Genomic DNA, 17,397 nt, shown 5'->3' on the forward strand with positions numbered 1-17,397 from the left:
ATGAGCGGTGGAGGAGTTGGAACTATCAGCCCTATCCTCCTGCCCGGGGAGCCCATGATCCCGGTGATGGAGGAGGAAATCCCCGAAGGGGAGGAATGGGGCTACCAGCTGAAATGGGACGGCGTGCGCCTCCTGGCCCGTATCCGGCCGGGAAGCGCCGAGCTGTTCTCCCGGAAGCTGCTGCCCAAGAACAGCGCCTACCCGGAGCTGGCGAAGCTGCTGTCCGCCATGGATGAACCCTGCCTTTTGGACGGGGAGGCCTTCGTCTTTGACCAGAAGCGGCAGCGGCCCGTCTTCCGCAGAGTGCTGGAGCGGGAGCGGCTGCGCAATCCCGCGGCTGTGGCCAGGGCGGAAGCGGCCGAGCCGGTGCGCTTTGCCGTCTTTGATGTGCTGTATTCCCAAGGCCGGGATTGGCGGGAGCGGCCTTTCCGGGAACGCCATCAGGAGCTGCTGCGTCTTCTGCCCGTCAAGCAGGAGCGGCTGTTTGTGACGGATCTGTTCACGGACGGGGCCGCCCTGTGGAATTGGGTGGAGGCCCAGGGCTGGGAGGGCATGGTGTCCAAACGGCTGGACAGCGTCTACAAGGAAGGGAAGAAGCACCGGGACTGGCTGAAGAAAAAAAACTTCATTCAGGAGGATGTGGACATTGTTGGCTTTACGTACAATGAAGGGCGGCTGGCCAGTCTCATTATGATGCTGGAAGGGAGCTACTTCGGGCGGGTTTCCCTGGGTCTGGACGAGGAGCAGAAACGCAGGCTCGCCGCCCTTCCCGCGTATGTCCCCTCTCCCTCGGGCCAGCCGGGCCCCTTCCCGGTGCTGCCCGCCGATCTGAAGCGGATCAGCCTGGCTTGGCTGGAGCAGCCCTTCCGCTGCCGGGTAACAGGTTTGGAGATCACCGACGCCGGTCTGCTGCGCCACTCCAAGCTGGTTTCCCTGCCCATTCCCTAAATCCGGTTGAAAGAATCTGACGGCTAAACCGCCACCAGGAGGAGTCCCATATGTCCCCTACCCCTGCCCCAACCCGGTCCAAGCCCCATAAAACAGTGACGGGCACTGTAACCATCGACGGCCATGAGCTGACCATAACCAATCCGGACAAGCCTCTCTACCCGGAGGTTGGTATCACCAAGCTGATGTATCTGCAAACACTTATCGGGCTGGCTCCATACCTCCTGAGGTATACCTCCAACCGCTATTTAACCACCATCCGTTATCCACACGGCGCCGGCGACCCGCATTTTTTCTACCAAAAAAATGCCCCTGAGCCCTTGCCTCCCTTTGTTCCCACAGCCCAGCTCCAGGACATCCGCTATGTGGTGCTGGACTCCATTCCCACTCTGGTTTGGCTGGGGAATCTGGCTTGTCTGGAATTTCATCCGTCGCTGCATGAGCTCGGGTCGGAGCTGCCGGCGGAATGGATGATCGACATTGACCCCAGTCTGGCGGAGGAGCCCCGGATCATGGAGGCGGCCTATCTGGCAGGCCAAGCCCTGGAGCGCATGGGGATTCAATCCGTGCCCAAAACCTCCGGCGCCACGGGAGTCCAGTTGTACATTCCCATCCCGCCAGGACGGTATACCTTTGCCCAATTGCGGGAGGCGGGCCATTTTCTTGGCAAGTATCTGGTGGAGAGCCACCCAACCCTGTTTACCCTGGAGCGGCTGAAGAAAAACCGCGGCGACCTCATTTATGTGGATTATCTGCAGCATTGGTACGGCAAAACCTTGCCGGCCCCCTATACCCCGCGGGCTAAGGCTCATGCCACCATTTCCACTCCCCTTCTGTGGAGTGAGGTGGAGGCCAATTGCAAGCCCAGGGATTTCAATTTGCTGACCATCGGCCCGCGGCTGGAACGGTTGGGGGATCTGATCCGTCAGGTGCCCCCCCAGTCTCTGGATCAGGTGCTGCGGTTTCTAAGGAAGACCTGAGGCGCCTTACGTTTCGGATAAAGGAGCAGCGGACCTGAAGGACGCTCCGTCAGAACAGCGGCGCCAGAAGTCTGGCTACGATTTCCTTTCCCTTTTTCCAGACGGACCCGCCCTGGAATTCGGATGCCTCCAGCTCCCGGCATTTCCGCAGATCCAACTGAAATTGCCCCGCCAGCCTGTCCACCAGATGACGGTCAAACAGCACCGCATTCTGCTCGAAATTGCTGAAAAAGCTGCGCATATCCATATTGGCGGTGCCCACAGTGGCCAGCCTGTCATCCACAATCAGCACCTTGGCATGAATGAATCCGTCCTGGTACAAAAAGACCCTTGCCCCCACCTGCAGCAGCTCCTCCAGGTAAGACAGGGAGGCCCAATACACTACCCGGGAGTCCGGCACGGACGGCAGGATGATCCGCACATCCGCTCCGCTCAAGGCGGCTGTTTTCAGGGCCAGGAGGATTCCCCCTTCCGGAATGAAGTAGGGCGTAGCCAGCCAGATTCTCCGCTCCCCTGCAGCGATTGCGGAAAAATACATCTCCAGGATGGCATCCCGCTTGCTGTCCGGTCCGCTGTTGACGATCTGCACCAGCTCCGTTCCCTTGCTCTCCTGCCCGGGAAAAAAACGCGCCCCCTCCAACAGACGCCCCTTGGCCAAATACCAGTCCCGCAAAAAAGTGTATTGCAGCCGGTATGCCGCGTCCCCGTCCACCCGCATGTGGGTATCCCGCCAAAAGCCCAGCTTGGGGTCCAAGCCCAGATATTCATCACCGATATTGAGGCCTCCGAGAAAGCCGACTTTGCCGTCAATGACCGTAATCTTCCGGTGGTTGCGGTAGTTTAGCCGTTTAGCTGCAAGAGCCGCCATAGGCGGAAGGAAGCAGCCCGTCTCCACACCCGCTTCCTCCAGCCGCTCCAGATACTCCTCGGGAAGGCCGATGCTTCCGATGCCGTCGTAAAGAAGGCGGACCTCCACTCCCTGCCGCGCTTTTTTGACCATCATATCCCGGAACGAACGGCCGATTCCGTCATCCCGGATGATGTAATATTCCATATGGATATGGTCCTCGGCCCGGTCCATGGCCTGAAGGATCGCCGGAAACAGCTCCTTCCCCGCATGATAAAACTCCACTGTATTGCCCCGGGTAATGGGCGCTTCCGGAAGATGGCCCAGGAGCCCCAAAAGCCGCGGCGCCTCTCCGATCTCCGGAGCCTCTTGCCCGCCGGGCCGGAACAGGTCGGACAGCCGGTCCATCTCCCGGCGCAGCCCTTCCCAGACTCCCTCGGGAAGCCGCTTGATCCGCCGCTTGCGCCGGTACTGCCGGGCCAGGAAAACATACAGGACAATCCCCGCCGCCGGCAGCGCCAGCAGAATGACCAGCCAGGCCATTGCCCTGTCGGGATGGCGGTATTCCAGAACCAGGAGAATCGCCGTCTGGAGAATATACAGGCACAAGAGGCCAAGAATCCAGTACAAAATATCCCCTCCCGTTTCGCGGAATTTCTTTCGCAGGACTTCGAGAAGCCAGACCTCTAGTATTCCCCGCGGAACACAACAAAAAACCGCCTCCGGCAACGGTCAGACGGTCAATGGGATGCAGCTTCATTCGGGGGATCAATCAGGCGGCAACGTCTCTCTTTTGGAAGATGGACCAGGACAGGAAGTTGAACAGCAGGAAATAGGCCACCAGCACCATGATGGAAAAAGTCATATTCATCCCCTCCATCAGAGGTTTGCCCTCGATATACTGGGTGAGGTCCGTATTGGCGAACAGCCAGAACCGCCCCCAGCTCCAATAGCTCAGGAAGTTGGTAATGGCCTGCCCCAGGAACAAAAACAATAAGGACATGCTGATGGCAAGCGAGCTGCTGCGGAATACGGTAGAGATCATAAAGGCCAGGGTAACGATCATAATCAGCTCGATGCATTTCAGCCCGTAGGTGGAAAGCACATGAAGCACCATGCTGCTCTCCTCCACCACCATGTCCTTGCCCACGTGGAGATACGGGGCGCCAATATCGGAAAATTGGTACAGCAAGCCGTTTACCAGAAAGGACGAGGCGAACAGCACCACCAGCAGGAGCAGGGAAAACAGGCTCACCGATATGTATTTGGAGAGCAGAATTTTGGACCGCCCGGCAGGGCGGATCAACAGCAGCTTGATGGTGCCCGCGGCGAATTCGCCCGCCACAATATCCGCTGCGATCACCACGGTGAAGATGGTGACCAGCTGAATCAGGACAGACATGGACATAACCATGCCCCACAGGGTATTCTCCGAAGGCGGGATGTCATGCTCAAGGCGGTACTGGTCCAGCAGGATGGAGCGCCGGATTTCCTCCTGGGCCAGCACCGGCAGGCGGGTGTTCTCCGCCAGGTAAGCCTGGTTGGCGGAGAGCCGGGCTTGGGCGCGGATTTCCCAGCCTTCATTGGACCCGGAATCGGTCCATTTGCTGATGATGGAGAAGGAGCAGGAAATGGCAATGAGGATGCCGATTAAAATCCAGGTCCGCAGCCGCCGGTATATCTTCATATTTTCATTCTGCAGCAGGCTAAGCAATTTGATCACTTCCCGTCATTTCCAGGAATTTGTCCTCCAGGGATGTGGTAACCGGGCGGATTCCGAAAATCCTCACCCCGGCATGAACCAGCAGCGCGGCAACGTCGGCAATCTCCTCCCGGTCCAGCTGCAGCACAATCCCTTCCTGCTGCAGCTCGGCGGGATAAGCGCCGTCATTCTGGGCCAGCACCTGATGCGCCAGCTTGGTATCGGATACCTCGAAGACCACGGCGCTGCGGCCTCCCGCCTGCACCAGCTCCTTGGTGGAACGGACATCCACCAGGCGCCCGTTCTGGATAATGGCTACCCGGTCGCACATCAGCTCCATCTCCGACAGCAGATGGCTGGACACGATCACCGATACCCCCTCCTCCCGGGACAGCAGGCGCAGATAGTCCCGCAGCTCGCGGATTCCGGCCGGGTCAAGGCCGTTGGTGGGTTCGTCGAGAATCAGCAGCCTGGGCTTGTGCAGCACTGCCTGGGCCACTCCCAGCCGCTGGCGCATGCCCAGCGAGTAGGTTTTGACCTTGTCGTGGATACGGTTCTCCAGCCCCATGAGCTTCACTACCTCGGCAATCCGGTGATGGGTGATGCCGGGCACCATCCGCGCGTAGTGGACCAGATTGTTCCATCCGGACAGGAATTTGTACATCTCCGGATTCTACACAATGGCCCCCACCTGCTTGATCGCTTTCTCAAAATCTGTGCGAATGCTGTGCCCATCAATCAGGATATCCCCTTCGGTCAGGGACATAAGCCCCACCATCATCCGGATGGTGGTGGTTTTGCCCGCTCCGTTGGGGCCCAGGAAGCCAAACACCTCTCCCTTGGGAACCTGAAAGCTCAATTTATCGATGATCGTCCTGCCGCCGATTCTTTTGGTGACATTCTGCAGCGCAACAATGGGCTCGTTCATGGATACCTCCCGTTTTACCAATTGCTGTCATCTATCATAGCGCGTTCTGCGCATTTTGCATAGTCTCCTTTCCCAACATGGACCCGGGCAGTCACATGACCGCGCTCACTTCAGGTTTCCGCCGGAATTTAGTACAATGGGAAAAAGTCCGGTACGGGAGATGCTCTTATGCTGATCGAAAGACGGGCCTGGCAATGGCTGGACTGGGTGATGCTGGGTGTGCTCACCTCGGGCCTTGCCATCGGCCTCTTATATGTAATGACGGTTCCGCAGCTGGCCGGGTTCACCGAACGGGCCGGATTTGCGCTGGCGCTGCTTATCTGCTACTTTACCCCGCTTCTGTTCTGGCACCCCGGCTACACCCATTTGTGGGCGCTGCCCTTCAGCGTGCTGGCTACCAGCGGCTCTTTAAGCCTGTTTATCACCTATAAATACGGCGAGTTGACCGGTTTGGTTACAGTAGCCCTGCTGCTTCTTGGGTTTCATTCCAGAGGCTGTTACATATTAATAGTCAACGTTGTCCTGTTTGTGCTGGCTCTTCCCATGATGGAGGTATGGATCGCCTATCCCGAAGGCTTCGATTTTGCCGCGATGATTGCCTCCTCCGTCAATGCGGCCATCATGCTGGGCCTGGGGCTGGGCATCCACAAGATTTGGTACTCCCATTACAGTGTAAAACAGCTTTATGAGGAGAATCTCCGGGTTTACCGGCTGGTCCAGGAGCAAAACCGGGTGCTGGAACAATACTCCAGCCAGGTGGAGAAGCTGACGGTGGCGGAGGAGCGCAACCGGATGTCGCGGGAGCTGCATGATACGGTGGGGCATACCTTCACCACTGTGATTATGGGAATGGATGCGGTGTCGTACCTGCTGGAGGTTAATCCCGCCATGGCCAGGGAGAAGCTGGATGTGCTCCGGCAGGTGGCCCGGGACGGTCTGGAGGAGGTCCGCCGCAGCATCCACCAGATGGCCCTGCCGGAGGGAGAGGACGGCTTTGCCGCCCAGCTGGATCAGATGGCCCGGGATTTCGGCATCAATACCGGCACGGAAATTCAGCTCACCACCTCCGGCCAGGAATACGAGCTGCCCAGACAGGCGCAGCTGACCATGATCCGCTGCCTCCAGGAGGCACTGACCAATTCCAAGCGCCACGGCCTGGCTTCGTCTGTCCGCATCCATGCGGAATATGCCCCCAGCCGCTACACTCTGACCATTTCTGATGACGGCGTCGGCGGCGGGGATATCCAACCCGGCTTCGGGCTGACGGCCATGGCGGACCGTCTGGCTGCGCTGCAGGGGCGGCTGCAGGTGCTGCCCTCCGCCCAGAAGGGAGTTACGGTGGTGTGCAGCATTCCCGTCCTGCGGAGCTCCGGCATAAGTGAATAATTGGCTCGCCGGAAGACCCGGCAAAGGACGGATTCCCACAGCTTTTACAAGGAGGCGCAAAAGCATTGAACGAGATCAGATTGCTGCTTGCGGATGACCAGGACCTGATCCGGGAAAGTCTGCACATTGTGCTGGACATGGACCCGGAGATTCAGGTGGTGGGATTGGCCGAGAACGGAAGCAAGGCTGTGGAGCTTTGCGGCACGGCGTCCCCCCATATGGTCCTGATGGATATCCATATGCCCGAAATGAACGGTGTGGAAGCCACCCGGCGGATTAAAGCCCGGTTCCCGGAGATCCGGGTGATTATCCTGACCACTTTCCAGGAAATCCAGTATGTAGTGGACGCCCTGGGAGCTGGCGCCGAAGGATATCTTTTGAAGGCCATCCATCCCCGGGATCTGATTTCCGGGATCAAGTGGGTCCACAAAGGCGGGACCCTGATTCCCCAGGATATCGCCAAGATGATGGTGGCCCATCTCCAGGGTGCGGCTGCGCCGGATGGCCGCGGGGCTGCGTCGGCCCCAATGCATGAGGAGCAAAGCCGCTCCGGCGCTTCCTACGGGCTCAGCGAACGGGAGCAGCAGGTGCTGGAATGCATCGCCGACGGGCTGAACAACCGTGAAATTGCGGAGCGGCTTTATTTATCCGAAGGAACAGTGAAAAACTATATTTCCAGCATTTATTCCAAAATGGATGTGCGCGACCGGATTCAAGCGGCCAAAAAAGCGCAGGATGAAGGCATGGTTTAGGCCTCCTCCAACAGCGGCTGAAGAATGTCCCGGAGCGCCCGCTCCAGATAGGGCTCGGCGTGCAGCATATCCCGGAAGGCCAGATAAGACCGGGCCTGGGCCGCCAGACGCTTGCGGTCCGTCTGCGGCTGGCGCACGGCGCGGATCAGGATATTTTTGGGCGTATGCTCCATATCGATAAACTCCAGCAGCTGCGTCCGGTAACCGGCCAGCTCCAGCAGACTGGCCCGGATGGAGTCTGTGGCCAGAGCGGAGAAGCGCTCCTTGATGAGGCCATGGTCCAACATGGGCGACAGCAGCTCATTCTTGATCTGCCGGTTCAGCTCATGCTGGCAGCAGGGCACGGACAGAATGACGCCGGCATTCCAGCGCACCGCTTTTTCCAAGGCCGCATCGGTTGCCGTGTCGCAGGCGTGGAGGGTGACCACCATATCCGCCTGCTCCGCCCCCTCGTATTGGCTGATGTCTCCCGTCTGGAACCTCAGCCCCCCGTAGCCGAATTCCTCCGCCAGTGCCGAGCAATGGGCGATGACATCCGCCTTCAGATCAAGGCCCACAATCTCCGCCTTCATGCCGCGGACGGCGACCAGATAGTGGTACAGGGCAAAGGTCAGATAGGACTTGCCGCAGCCGAAATCCACAATCCGGACCGTCCGGTCCCGGGGCAAATATTCCGTCACATCCTCGATCATCTCCAGGTAGCGGTTGATCTGGCGGAACTTGTCGTACTTGGGGGCCAGCACCTTGCCCTCCCGGTTCATCACCCCCAGCTTCACCAGAAACGGCACGGGAATGCCCTCCTCCAGCAAATACTGCTTTTTGCGGTTATGCCCCATCTCCGCCTGCTGCTTGGTGGCCGCCTTGCGCAGAATGGCGGCCTTGCCCCGCTTGTCCACCAGCACCTGATAGTCCGCCTCCGCCGTCTGCAGCAGCCCCTGCCGGAAATGGCCCGCCAGCCATTCCGCCAGCTTCGCCGCGGCTTCTTTCGGTGTCACATTTTCATGATAGGCCTTGGCCCCGACGGTTTTCTCCAGCTGAACCATCCGCTCCCCCTTCAGGAGCACCGGCTTTGCCTTCAGCTTGGAGGGCAGCCCCTCCGCCTTATTCCGGGGATTGCTCAGCACGGCGTGAAGCAGCTTGCCCTCCCCGCATAACTCCTCCGTCAGCTTTCTCAACTCTTCCATATATGCACGTCCTTTGTATTTGAGGCATTGTTATCGGATGGCCCGTTTGCGGTGGGCATAGATCCATGCTTTTTTGATTTCCTTCACCAGATCGTCCTCGGCTTCCAGAACCCGGTCCACATAGGCTTCAAAGGTGGCAAAACGCTCCGGCTCTACGGGAAGCGGCTCTGTTTCCTCTCCCATTTCCTCCCCGAAGAAAAGCTGTCCCTTCAGCCGGTAAGCCAGGGTATGCGCCAGCTTCATCAGCAGGAAATCCTCCCAGGTGGTGGCCTCCTCCTCCCGGGCGACCAGCAGCTCCGGGACTCCCGCCGGACCCTGCCGGCACGCCAGAAGAATGCCCTGCAGACGGTGCATAATGTCGGGCAATAGCAGCCAGCCTTCTTTTCCCCCAAAGGGCGGGACCAGCATTTCTCCTGTGGGAACCAGCTCGCAGCCCCATTTCCCGGCAATCTCCCGGGCAGCGGGAAGCGCCGCCGGCAGGGACAAAGCCTCGGCCCCGTTGGCCAATTGTGCAGGCGTTCGGCAAATCCGCAGCATGATCATAACGGCTTCTCCCCCTATTTCTTCGTTTGCCAATGGGTTCATTATACAAAGTCCCGGAAAAAAAGGAAAATGAGCGGATTCGGCCAACGGCAAAAAAACCGCTTCGGCATGCCAAAGCAGGTTGTGCGGGGTCAAGAGCGATGAGGAAGTCCGCGGAAATTCCGGCGCTCCATGTATAAGGTGCCCCCGGTTGCGACCATCCTACTGATGAGGGGAGGTGAACACCGATGGCTAAGGACGTTATGTGCGAAGTCAATTCCTGCAAATATTGGGCGAACGGCAATCAATGCAGAGCAGCTTCCATTCAAGTAACCCACCACCGCGGCAAACAAGCATCCAACTCGGAAGAAACGGATTGCAAAACCTTTGAACCCAAGGTCTGATCACCGGAAGAGCGGCAGCGCCACTGCCGTTCTTCTTTTTTTGAGGGGCCGGATGCCGCGGCTGGTTGATTATAGTATAGCCATTATTGAGAATGATTATCATCGTTTTCGTGAAAAATGCGGGTCTCTGCAAATTTTAACGGCGGTGGGAGCCGCCACAAAATAGAACCCCCAAGCTGTCCGCATGGACATCCCGGGGGTGAATGATTTGGACAATATTTACGCTTTTCCCGCCAATGAGAATTGGGCCGCTTTTTCTTTGGCCTGGGCAATGGCCTTTTGTTTGATGTCCTCGGCTTTGTCGGGGAATGCGCTCATCCCTTCAACAAAAATCGCATCCACTTGGGTAACGCCCATAAAGTTGAGGATTTTCACCAAATAGCTGTGTCCGCTTTCGAGAGCGGCTGCCGGGCCTTCCGAATACATGCCGCCTCTGGCCTGGATGTGAAGGGCAAGCTTGCCGTTTAGAAGTCCAACAGGTCCGGTTTCGGTATATTTAAAGGTTTTGCCGGCAATGCAGATGGCGTCGATGTAAGCCTTCAGCACCGGCGGGGAGCTCAGGTTCCATAAGGGAGTTACAAACACATACTTATCGGCGGCCACAAATTGGTCCACCAGCTCGTTCAGCTTGGCGATTTTGCTTTTTTCCGCATCGGACAGCTTGTCAAAGGCCGCTCCCGAGCGCAACTGGCCCCAACCGCTGAATACATCGGCGTCAATATAGGGGATGCCCAGCTTGTACAGGTCCAGATGGACGATATTGTCCTGGGGATGCGCCTCCCGGTAAGCGTCGATGAAGGCTTTCCCGACAGCCAGACTATAGGAGGCTTGGTGATCCAATGGGTGGGCGGTAATATACAGCAGGGTGGACATGGATTTCTCTCCTTTTTAAAAATAGGGATTGTTGTGTTCCTCTTTGAGTCTTCGCTTTTTCCGGGGAAAATATAATTTCCCCGCTTCCGGCTCTGCGGCAGTATAAAAGCCCCGGAGCATAGCTCCGGAGCCTGTTGATTGTTAATGCTGATGTCTGAACCGCAGGATAAACCAGCTTGCCGCCAGCATCACAAGGAGCAGTACTCCCGCGGCAGCCGCTTCGCCGGAGCTGCCTGACTGGGCAGCCTGCTGGCCGGGGCCGCCGGCCATTCCGGGCATCATGCCGCCTCGGGGACCGCCTCCCATATCACCGCCGAAATCCTGCGGCATCATGGGGCCTCCCCCCTGCTGCTGGCCGTCCTGACCGCCTTGCTGGAGGAAACCTTCCCGTTGCTGGCCGTTCTGCTGACCGCCCTGCTGCAGCGGGAAACCTCCCTGTTGCTGACCGCCCTGGCCGCCTTGCTGCGGGAAGCCTCCCTGCTGCTGGCCGTTGGCCTCCCCTCTTCCGCCTCTCATGCCGCCGACCATTCCGCCGCCGCTGCCTTGCCCGTTGTTGGTGGAAGCAATCGTGCCGTCCAACTGCTGGGTGACGCTGGCGATCATCGTGGCATTGACGGTTTTAAGCTGCTCCACTCCCTGCAGATACTGGTCATAGGTATAGAAGGAGGTGGGGTCCTTCTCCACATAAGCGGAGATTTTGGCTGCAAGCTCATCTACTTTGGCATTGAAGTTCGCTTCCGAGAGGAAACCCTCGCTGATTTCCTGCAAAATAGCATGGTACCGCTCCTTGTATTCATCCACCGCCAGCAGTTTGGCGATCAGCGGCCGCTCAGCCACAGCCCCTTGGGTAGGCTCGTCAATCAGCACCGATGCCCCCGATGCCGCTTGGGGGGCAGTTTGCTGCTGTCCTGCCGCGCCTGCCGCATCGGCATTGCCCGCCGCCTGGCCGACGGCATTATTGCCTCCGCCTCCGCGGTTCATGCCGCCGCCCATTCCACCCATACCGCCCATTCCTCCGAAGGCCATGTTATAGTCCCAGGGCAGCACGTTGAAGATGCCGTCATCCTCATAAAGATAATAATTCTGCTTATTGGACCCCAAATAACTGTCCATATTGTTGGTGGCCGCATTCAGGGCAATGTACTTGAGCACATTGTCCACATTCAGCACGGACTCATAGTCGGTGCCGTTGTTCAGCTCATCCAGCATGTCGATGAGAATATCCCCGTTGGAGGATTTGGACTTTTGCGCCAAACCGGTGTAACTGGAGATATCCTCTCCCAGCCAGGTCAGATCACTGCCGACGCCGGTCATCTCGCCCTTATACAACGCGCCGTAGGAGTTTCCGAAGTTCCGCTCCAGATAAGCGGCGCCCACCTGCTCCACCGCCAGATAGAAGCCCCACAGCTTGCCGTTGACATAAACATTGACGTAGGAATGGCCCGGCGTAGGCAGTCCCATCTCCTCCGCAAGCTCGTAGGTGAGGAATTCCCGCATGTACGAGGCGTCGCTGTAGTTATTGTTCAGATTGATTTTGCTGATGCCGGCCAGAGTTTGACTGTCCACATATTCATCAAAGGAAAGCTTGAAGCTGTACCGGTCGGAATCCTGCATCTGAACCACACTGCGCAGGGACAGGTTTCCTTTGGTGCGGATGCCTACATTGTGAAGCGTAACCCCGTTATATTCCACGGAGGCCGTTTTGTATTCCTCCAGAGAGGCGTTATCCAGCATATCCTGAAAATCCGCCTCATCCAGCGTAATTTTCACATCGATAACCTTATCCTTGGGAAAAATCGTCTCCGACAGCTCCTCTGCCGCTTTTCCCGAAGAGGCAGCCGGTACAGATAAAGCCTCCGGGCCGCTGGAATAGTACCCCAACAGCCCGGCCACCAGCATCACCGCAAACAGTATGACCAGCACGGGTACCGCCGTTTTGGATTTCATCTGAAGTCACCGCCGCTTTTAGGATACATAGTCGCCGCTGTAGCTGATCAGCACGGCGTTCTTGACACCGTCAACAGCAGAGACGCGATTGACGAATTGGGCCTCTTTTTCCTTCACACGAACCTCAATGGTCAGCTCCACGTTGCCGCGGGATACGGTTTTTTGCTTCAGATTGAAGCGTTTGGCCTCACTTTGCACCGCCTTCATCACATCGCTCTCGCTATCGTCGCCCTCACAATTCACAACCAGCAGATACGGGGTTTCAAAAGACGCCTTCTTGATAAAGATGAACATAACCAAGCCGATGATCACAGACGCGGCCAAGGCCAGAGAATAGAAGCCTGCCCCGGTAACAATGCCCACTGCCGCCGCCCAGAACAGGAAGATCAGATCAGTAGGGTCCTTGATGGGAGTTCTGAACCGGACGATGGACAGAGCGCCGACCATGCCAAGAGACAGGACCAGATTGGAATTGACCGCAATGATCACCATCGACGTAACCATGGTCATGCCGATCAGGGAAATATTGAAGCTTTTGGAGTACAGCACCCCGCTGAAAATCCGCTTGTACAGAATGTAGATAAAGAAACCCAGCAGAAACGAAATGGACATGGTGATAATGATTTTGCTGATGTCGATGTTGGCGGTGAAATTATCCATAACGGAGTTTTTAATCAGGTCAGTGAAGTTCATATTATTGGTCCTCCCAGGAGTTCATTTTGATAAACTTGCGGCAAATCACGTACTTGGAAGCCGATTGCCGCTGTAAACCTTCCAATTGCAGCGCATCCCGGATATAACCAGGCAGATATTCATCATACTTCACTTCCAGAATGATGAAGTTTTCATCCAGCGCCCGGACGGCCCCCAGCTCCCCATCGAACAAATCGGTACTGCTTAACCCGCTCCGCAGCTCCTTGTCAAAAGTAATCCGGACATTCCCGTTGGCGCAGACATACGGCTCCCGGACGTAATCCACGATCACCTTGGGCCGCAGCAGCCGGTGCTTCATCTCATCGTACAGCTCGGCAAACAGCGGCTTGTCCGGAACGTTCATCACCTCAATATTGCCATGGAGCAGTTCATCCACCATACTGCGGGTGAGGGACTCCTTCACTTTGGCGATGTATTCGTTCCTTTTGATTTTTTTCTCAAAGTGGATTACCTTGTCCTCCATGTTGTAAATGCGAATCCGGTATTTGATCCGGTCGCTTACTCCGCCCAGCTTTTCATCCAGCGCCTTGTTGCCGATATCGTCAAAGTACAGGCTGCGGATATGGTATTCACCGTCAGGCCCGGCATGCTGGTCCCGTTTCATCAATGCTTTAAGACGCTGCCGGATGGTAAAATACTGGTGGTAATTGATCATAAATTTCAGCTCATTGCGGTATTTCAAAGCCATGTATATGCACCCCGTTTCGTATAGTCTCGTAAGAGAGAAGGGCTTCCCTTGTTGCTTGAGACTATCATAACGGTTCATTATGAATGTTGGTTTAAGGAAGACTGAATGTTCGCTGAATGTTATCCTTATGTTAACGGAGTGTAAAACAATTCCCCAACAGTCTGATCGAAATCAACCTAACGGAAGGAGCATTGCCTTGAAATGGAGTTCAGTTGCCATATGGTCGGGGGTTGGAGCGGTTATTCTGGTTGTTCTGCTGCTGGTTGCAAAAGAATCCGTTACCGGCGGGACAGATAAGCCCTATTCCATTGGAATGACGTTCCGCGGCGAGGCGTCTGACTCCCGCGCCTTTACCTGGCGGTACGGACAGGGGGAGGCGGCCGGGTTGCTGCAGGTTGCTGCAAGCCGGGAAAGCTTAAAGGACGGGGAAAGCGTCATGAGCTTCCCCGCCTCCCATGAAATCCGCACCGGAGAACAGGGTAAACCCGAGGGCGTTTATCGGGCGGAGGCCACAGGCCTCACCCCCAACACCCGGTATTGGTACCGGTTGGGAGACGGGGCGGCGGATGTGTGGAGCGAACTGGCTTCCTTTGTCACAGGACCGGAGGGCGGAGCGGATGCGGAGGTTAGCTTCCTGCATGTGGCGGATTCCCAGGGGGAGACGGAGGCGGATTTCCGGCTGTGGAGCCGTACCTTGAATAAGGCCATGGAGAAATATCCCCAGGCTTCCTTCATCGTGCATACGGGGGATCTGACCGAAAATCCCGATGATCCGGCGGCGTGGCGCTATTTCTTCGATACGGCCCGCTCTGTTCTGTCCCGGGTGCCTCTGATGCCTGTAACCGGCAATCATGATGAGGTGGATAACGACGCGCTGGAATACCGCTCCCGTTTTTTTCTGCCGGAGAACGGGATTGCAGCCAAGGATAAGGGCCCCAGCTATTCCTTTGATTATGGCCCCGTGCATATTGTTGTGCTGAATACGGAGTCGGATCTGAACAAACAACGGGATTGGCTGAAAAAGGATCTGGCCGCGTCGGACAAGCCCTGGCGGATTGCGGCTATTCACCGGGGCGCTTACGGGGGGAATATGTACGGGAAGCTGGAGGATTGGGTGAAGGTATTCGACGAATACCAGGTGGATCTGGTGCTGCAGGGGCATAATCATGAATATTCCCGTTCTTATCCATTGCGCGGCGGCAAAATCACAGGCAACGGAGATGATCCCGTCCGGGAGCGGGCAGGCACAGTCTATGTCACCCCGAATACGGCGGGGCCCAAGTTTAACGAGAAGAAGGAGGATCTGTTCTACCACAAGGTCCATTTCCAGAACAACAAGCAAATGTTCGGGGGAATCACCGTCTCAGGCAATGTCCTGACCTACCGGGCTTACGATGTGGAGGGACGGCTGCTGGACCAGTTCGTGCTGGAGCATTAATTTGAAGGCCAAGCTAGACCAGTTCAGACCAGGCCGTCATTCCACACAACAAAAGCCGGAGCGCAAGCCCCGGCTTTGTTGCTGCTGGCGATAGAGAGTTTTAATCCAGAAAGATCAGAATGGACGAGGAATCCGGTTCCCACTGGATAACAGCGCCAAGGGATTCGGCCACATTCCGCAGCGGCACATACAAGGCGCCTTGCTCCAGCACCGCCGGGCGCTCCAGGGAAATTTCCTCTGCGCCGTTAACCGCAGCCTTGCTGCTCCCTGCTGTCAGACGAATGTTGTTTTTCCCGTCAGCCGTGGTCAGAACAACGGATTGGCTGGCTTCGTCCCACGCCAGGTCCATATCCAGATTGGCGGCCAAGGAACGGGCGGGAACCATCGTTACGCCATTGTCATTATAGGCGGCCCAGCCTGCGGTATACTCGTCCAGGCTTTCCTTCGGCATGACGAAGAAGTAGCCGGTTTTGCGGGTTACGTGGAGATCGTCCTTCAACAATTTGTAGAGGGCGGAATCGGTCTTCAGGTTCTCCAGCGCTTCCTCCGAGCTCTCCAGCTTGACAAGATCCACCGCACCGTCAGTGGAGATGGCATCCGCCTTTACCGTACCGTTGACATTCCAGTTTTCAAAGCTGCTTGTTACGCGGATGGATTTCACCGGGCTGCCCTCTGTGTCCGAAGGGGCCAGAAGCAGATTAGCGCCGGACTTGCGGACCTTCATGTTGTTGTCCACATACAAATCAACAGTCATGGAGGATTTGTCGCCCAGGAGCTTCACGGCTTCCGTTCCTTGGCTGTCCAGCAGCACCAGGAGGATAACCAGAAGCTGCTTGGCTTCGGTTTGGACAACTTCAACCCCCTCCTCCTTGTTGGCCAGAATGGAGCGGATGGCGCCAAGCACCGAACCAAGCTCATCGCCGGTATTGATGTCCGCCGGGATAAAGCTGTTCACTGCCTCTTGAATGATATCGTAGTATTGGGCAATAACCGCCTTCATCGCCTGATCGTCCTTCAGCAGCTCCAGAATGAAGGTCCGGAGCAGCGGCAGAAGCTCCTTGCCGTCCAGCTCTGCGCGGACATGATGCAGATAGACGCTTTCCCCGTTAATGGTTTCATTGCCGGAATCCAGCTTCAGCTTGGAGGGGTTCGGCAGCTTGCCCAGCAGATATTCATACAGCGGCTTGAAATAGGCCGGGTCCTCCGCTTTCTTTTGCAGCGTGGTCAGCCATTCCATATCCGTGCCTGCGCCCAAATCCCCAGTGGGATCGGCAAGAGCCTTGGTGGAGACGGTAAAGGGTTTGGACGCCCCCTCCGGCAGGACGGTCAGCGCCTCCGGAGATATGTATGCGGAAAAAGGAATGGTCTTCTTGGCTATTTCCAGAGAGCCTTTTACCGAAGCAATTTGGGTGCTCTCCTGCTTGATGTGGTCGAAGCTCAGCTTCATGGGGCTAAGCGCCGCCAGTACAGCCGAATCCGGCCCCGCTTCTTCCAGAGCAGCCTCATCCAGGTCCAGCGACACCTCGATAGAGCCTTTGCCCTCCATGGTTTTCATATCGAAGGAGCTTAATAAAGCCTTGTTCAAATCCACACCGCCGACGGCCTGGCAGCCGCCGATCAGACCTGCAATCAAACATACCACAGCCAATAAAATCCCATAGCGCTTTGTCGTGTTTCTCATCCATCTGCCTCCTATTCTAAAACCTGATATACCTTTTCCATACTATGGGGGGATTTCCTGCTCTAGCACAAAAGAAATATAGAAATAATGCTTCGAGGCGGGGACGGTTATCCATTCGGACATACGGTACGTTATTTTTCAAAAATAAGCACCTTTGCGGATTTCGCGGACCGACGGTACGTTATGTCGTTGTTTGGCTGTCTAAACCGCCGATTTTGCCCAACATAACGGATTCTCTGTCCGCATATTTCCAAAAACGCCGATTTTTCGCCCAATAACGGAAGCTGTGTCCGTTTCCAATGGGCCGAGCAGCCCAGGAGCAGCAGGAGACAAGCCTAAGAAAAACCGTCAGGGAACATCGCCCTGACGGTCCTTTTTTACGTTGGGAGAATATCGGAAATTC

15 protein-coding genes and 1 pseudogene are annotated in these 17,397 nt (G+C 56.7%); 6 read left to right on the forward strand and 10 right to left on the reverse strand.

Annotated elements, in window-relative coordinates:
- Both DQG13_RS27865 and DQG13_RS27870 read left to right on the forward strand, forming a co-directional pair.
- On the forward strand, positions 1-948 hold the full coding sequence (locus tag DQG13_RS27865; protein WP_113023472.1) for an ATP-dependent DNA ligase: 948 nt from the start codon (positions 1-3) through the stop codon (positions 946-948).
- A gap of 50 nt (positions 949-998) precedes the next feature.
- Complete coding sequence (locus DQG13_RS27870; RefSeq protein WP_113023473.1) at positions 999-1,928, forward strand: DNA polymerase domain-containing protein; 930 nt, start codon at positions 999-1,001, stop codon at positions 1,926-1,928.
- Positions 1,929-1,977: 49 nt separating this feature from the next.
- Here the strand turns inward: DQG13_RS27870 and cls are convergent, their stop codons facing one another.
- From cls to DQG13_RS27885, 3 genes and pseudogenes are all read right to left on the reverse strand, one after another.
- Positions 1,978-3,405 (reverse strand): cardiolipin synthase, encoded by a 1,428-nt coding sequence (gene cls, locus DQG13_RS27875; protein ID WP_113023474.1) that lies wholly within the window; start codon positions 3,403-3,405, stop codon positions 1,978-1,980.
- A gap of 142 nt (positions 3,406-3,547) precedes the next feature.
- Positions 3,548-4,498, reverse strand: a complete 951-nt coding sequence (locus DQG13_RS27880; RefSeq protein ID WP_220094456.1) for an ABC transporter permease — start codon at positions 4,496-4,498, stop codon at positions 3,548-3,550.
- Positions 4,482-5,405, reverse strand: a pseudogene (locus DQG13_RS27885) (ABC transporter ATP-binding protein). Before DQG13_RS27885 ends, DQG13_RS27880 begins: the two are co-directional and overlap by 17 nt.
- 168 nt (positions 5,406-5,573) lie before the next feature.
- Here DQG13_RS27885 and DQG13_RS27890 point away from each other — a divergent pair.
- Positions 5,574-6,791 carry a sensor histidine kinase gene (locus tag DQG13_RS27890; RefSeq protein WP_113023476.1) on the forward strand — a complete coding sequence of 406 codons (1,218 nt, stop codon included), beginning with the start codon at positions 5,574-5,576 and terminating at the stop codon, positions 6,789-6,791.
- A gap of 65 nt (positions 6,792-6,856) precedes the next feature.
- The gene (locus tag DQG13_RS27895; RefSeq protein ID WP_113023477.1) at positions 6,857-7,543 is read left to right on the forward strand and encodes a response regulator; all 687 of its coding nucleotides are present in this window, start codon (positions 6,857-6,859) and stop codon (positions 7,541-7,543) included.
- Here the strand turns inward: DQG13_RS27895 and DQG13_RS27900 are convergent.
- Positions 7,540-8,727 carry a class I SAM-dependent methyltransferase gene (locus DQG13_RS27900; RefSeq protein WP_113023478.1) on the reverse strand — a complete coding sequence of 396 codons (1,188 nt, stop codon included), beginning with the start codon at positions 8,725-8,727 and terminating at the stop codon, positions 7,540-7,542. The genes DQG13_RS27895 and DQG13_RS27900 overlap by 4 nt on opposite strands.
- Positions 8,728-8,757: 30 nt before the next feature.
- Positions 8,758-9,270: a hypothetical protein gene (locus tag DQG13_RS27905; RefSeq protein ID WP_113023479.1), complete on the reverse strand. Its 513-nt coding sequence runs from the start codon at positions 9,268-9,270 to the stop codon at positions 8,758-8,760.
- 227 nt (positions 9,271-9,497) lie between these two features.
- Here DQG13_RS27905 and DQG13_RS27910 point away from each other — a divergent pair, with 227 nt between their 5' ends.
- Positions 9,498-9,653, forward strand: coding sequence for a DUF1540 domain-containing protein (locus tag DQG13_RS27910; protein ID WP_113023480.1), 156 nt, complete (start codon positions 9,498-9,500; stop codon positions 9,651-9,653).
- A gap of 219 nt (positions 9,654-9,872) precedes the next feature.
- Here DQG13_RS27910 and DQG13_RS27915 read toward each other — a convergent pair whose 3' ends face one another.
- From DQG13_RS27915 to DQG13_RS27930, 4 genes are all read right to left on the reverse strand, one after another.
- Positions 9,873-10,526, reverse strand: coding sequence for an FMN-dependent NADH-azoreductase (locus DQG13_RS27915; RefSeq protein ID WP_113023481.1), 654 nt, complete (start codon positions 10,524-10,526; stop codon positions 9,873-9,875).
- Positions 10,527-10,667: 141 nt separating this feature from the next.
- Positions 10,668-12,473 carry a CotH kinase family protein gene (locus tag DQG13_RS27920; RefSeq protein ID WP_113023482.1) on the reverse strand — a complete coding sequence of 602 codons (1,806 nt, stop codon included), beginning with the start codon at positions 12,471-12,473 and terminating at the stop codon, positions 10,668-10,670.
- Between the two features lie 18 nt (positions 12,474-12,491).
- Positions 12,492-13,166, reverse strand: coding sequence for a DUF4956 domain-containing protein (locus DQG13_RS27925; protein ID WP_113023483.1), 675 nt, complete (start codon positions 13,164-13,166; stop codon positions 12,492-12,494).
- A gap of 1 nt (position 13,167) precedes the next feature.
- On the reverse strand, positions 13,168-13,881 hold the full coding sequence (locus tag DQG13_RS27930) for a polyphosphate polymerase domain-containing protein (protein WP_113023486.1): 714 nt from the start codon (positions 13,879-13,881) through the stop codon (positions 13,168-13,170).
- A 190-nt stretch (positions 13,882-14,071) separates the two neighbouring features.
- Here DQG13_RS27930 and DQG13_RS27935 point away from each other — a divergent pair, with 190 nt between their 5' ends.
- Positions 14,072-15,313 carry a purple acid phosphatase family protein gene (locus DQG13_RS27935; RefSeq protein ID WP_258525902.1) on the forward strand — a complete coding sequence of 414 codons (1,242 nt, stop codon included), beginning with the start codon at positions 14,072-14,074 and terminating at the stop codon, positions 15,311-15,313.
- Positions 15,314-15,413: 100 nt separating this feature from the next.
- On the opposite strand, the gene DQG13_RS27940 is transcribed toward DQG13_RS27935, so the two are convergent.
- A complete protein-coding gene (locus DQG13_RS27940; RefSeq protein WP_113023485.1) occupies positions 15,414-16,994 on the reverse strand; it encodes a copper amine oxidase N-terminal domain-containing protein in 1,581 nt (526 codons plus the stop codon).
- Between the last annotated feature and the right edge of the window lie 403 nt (positions 16,995-17,397).

The organism is Paenibacillus sp. YN15 (assembly GCF_003285005.1).
GTDB lineage: Bacteria > Bacillota > Bacilli > Paenibacillales > NBRC-103111 > Paenibacillus_AR.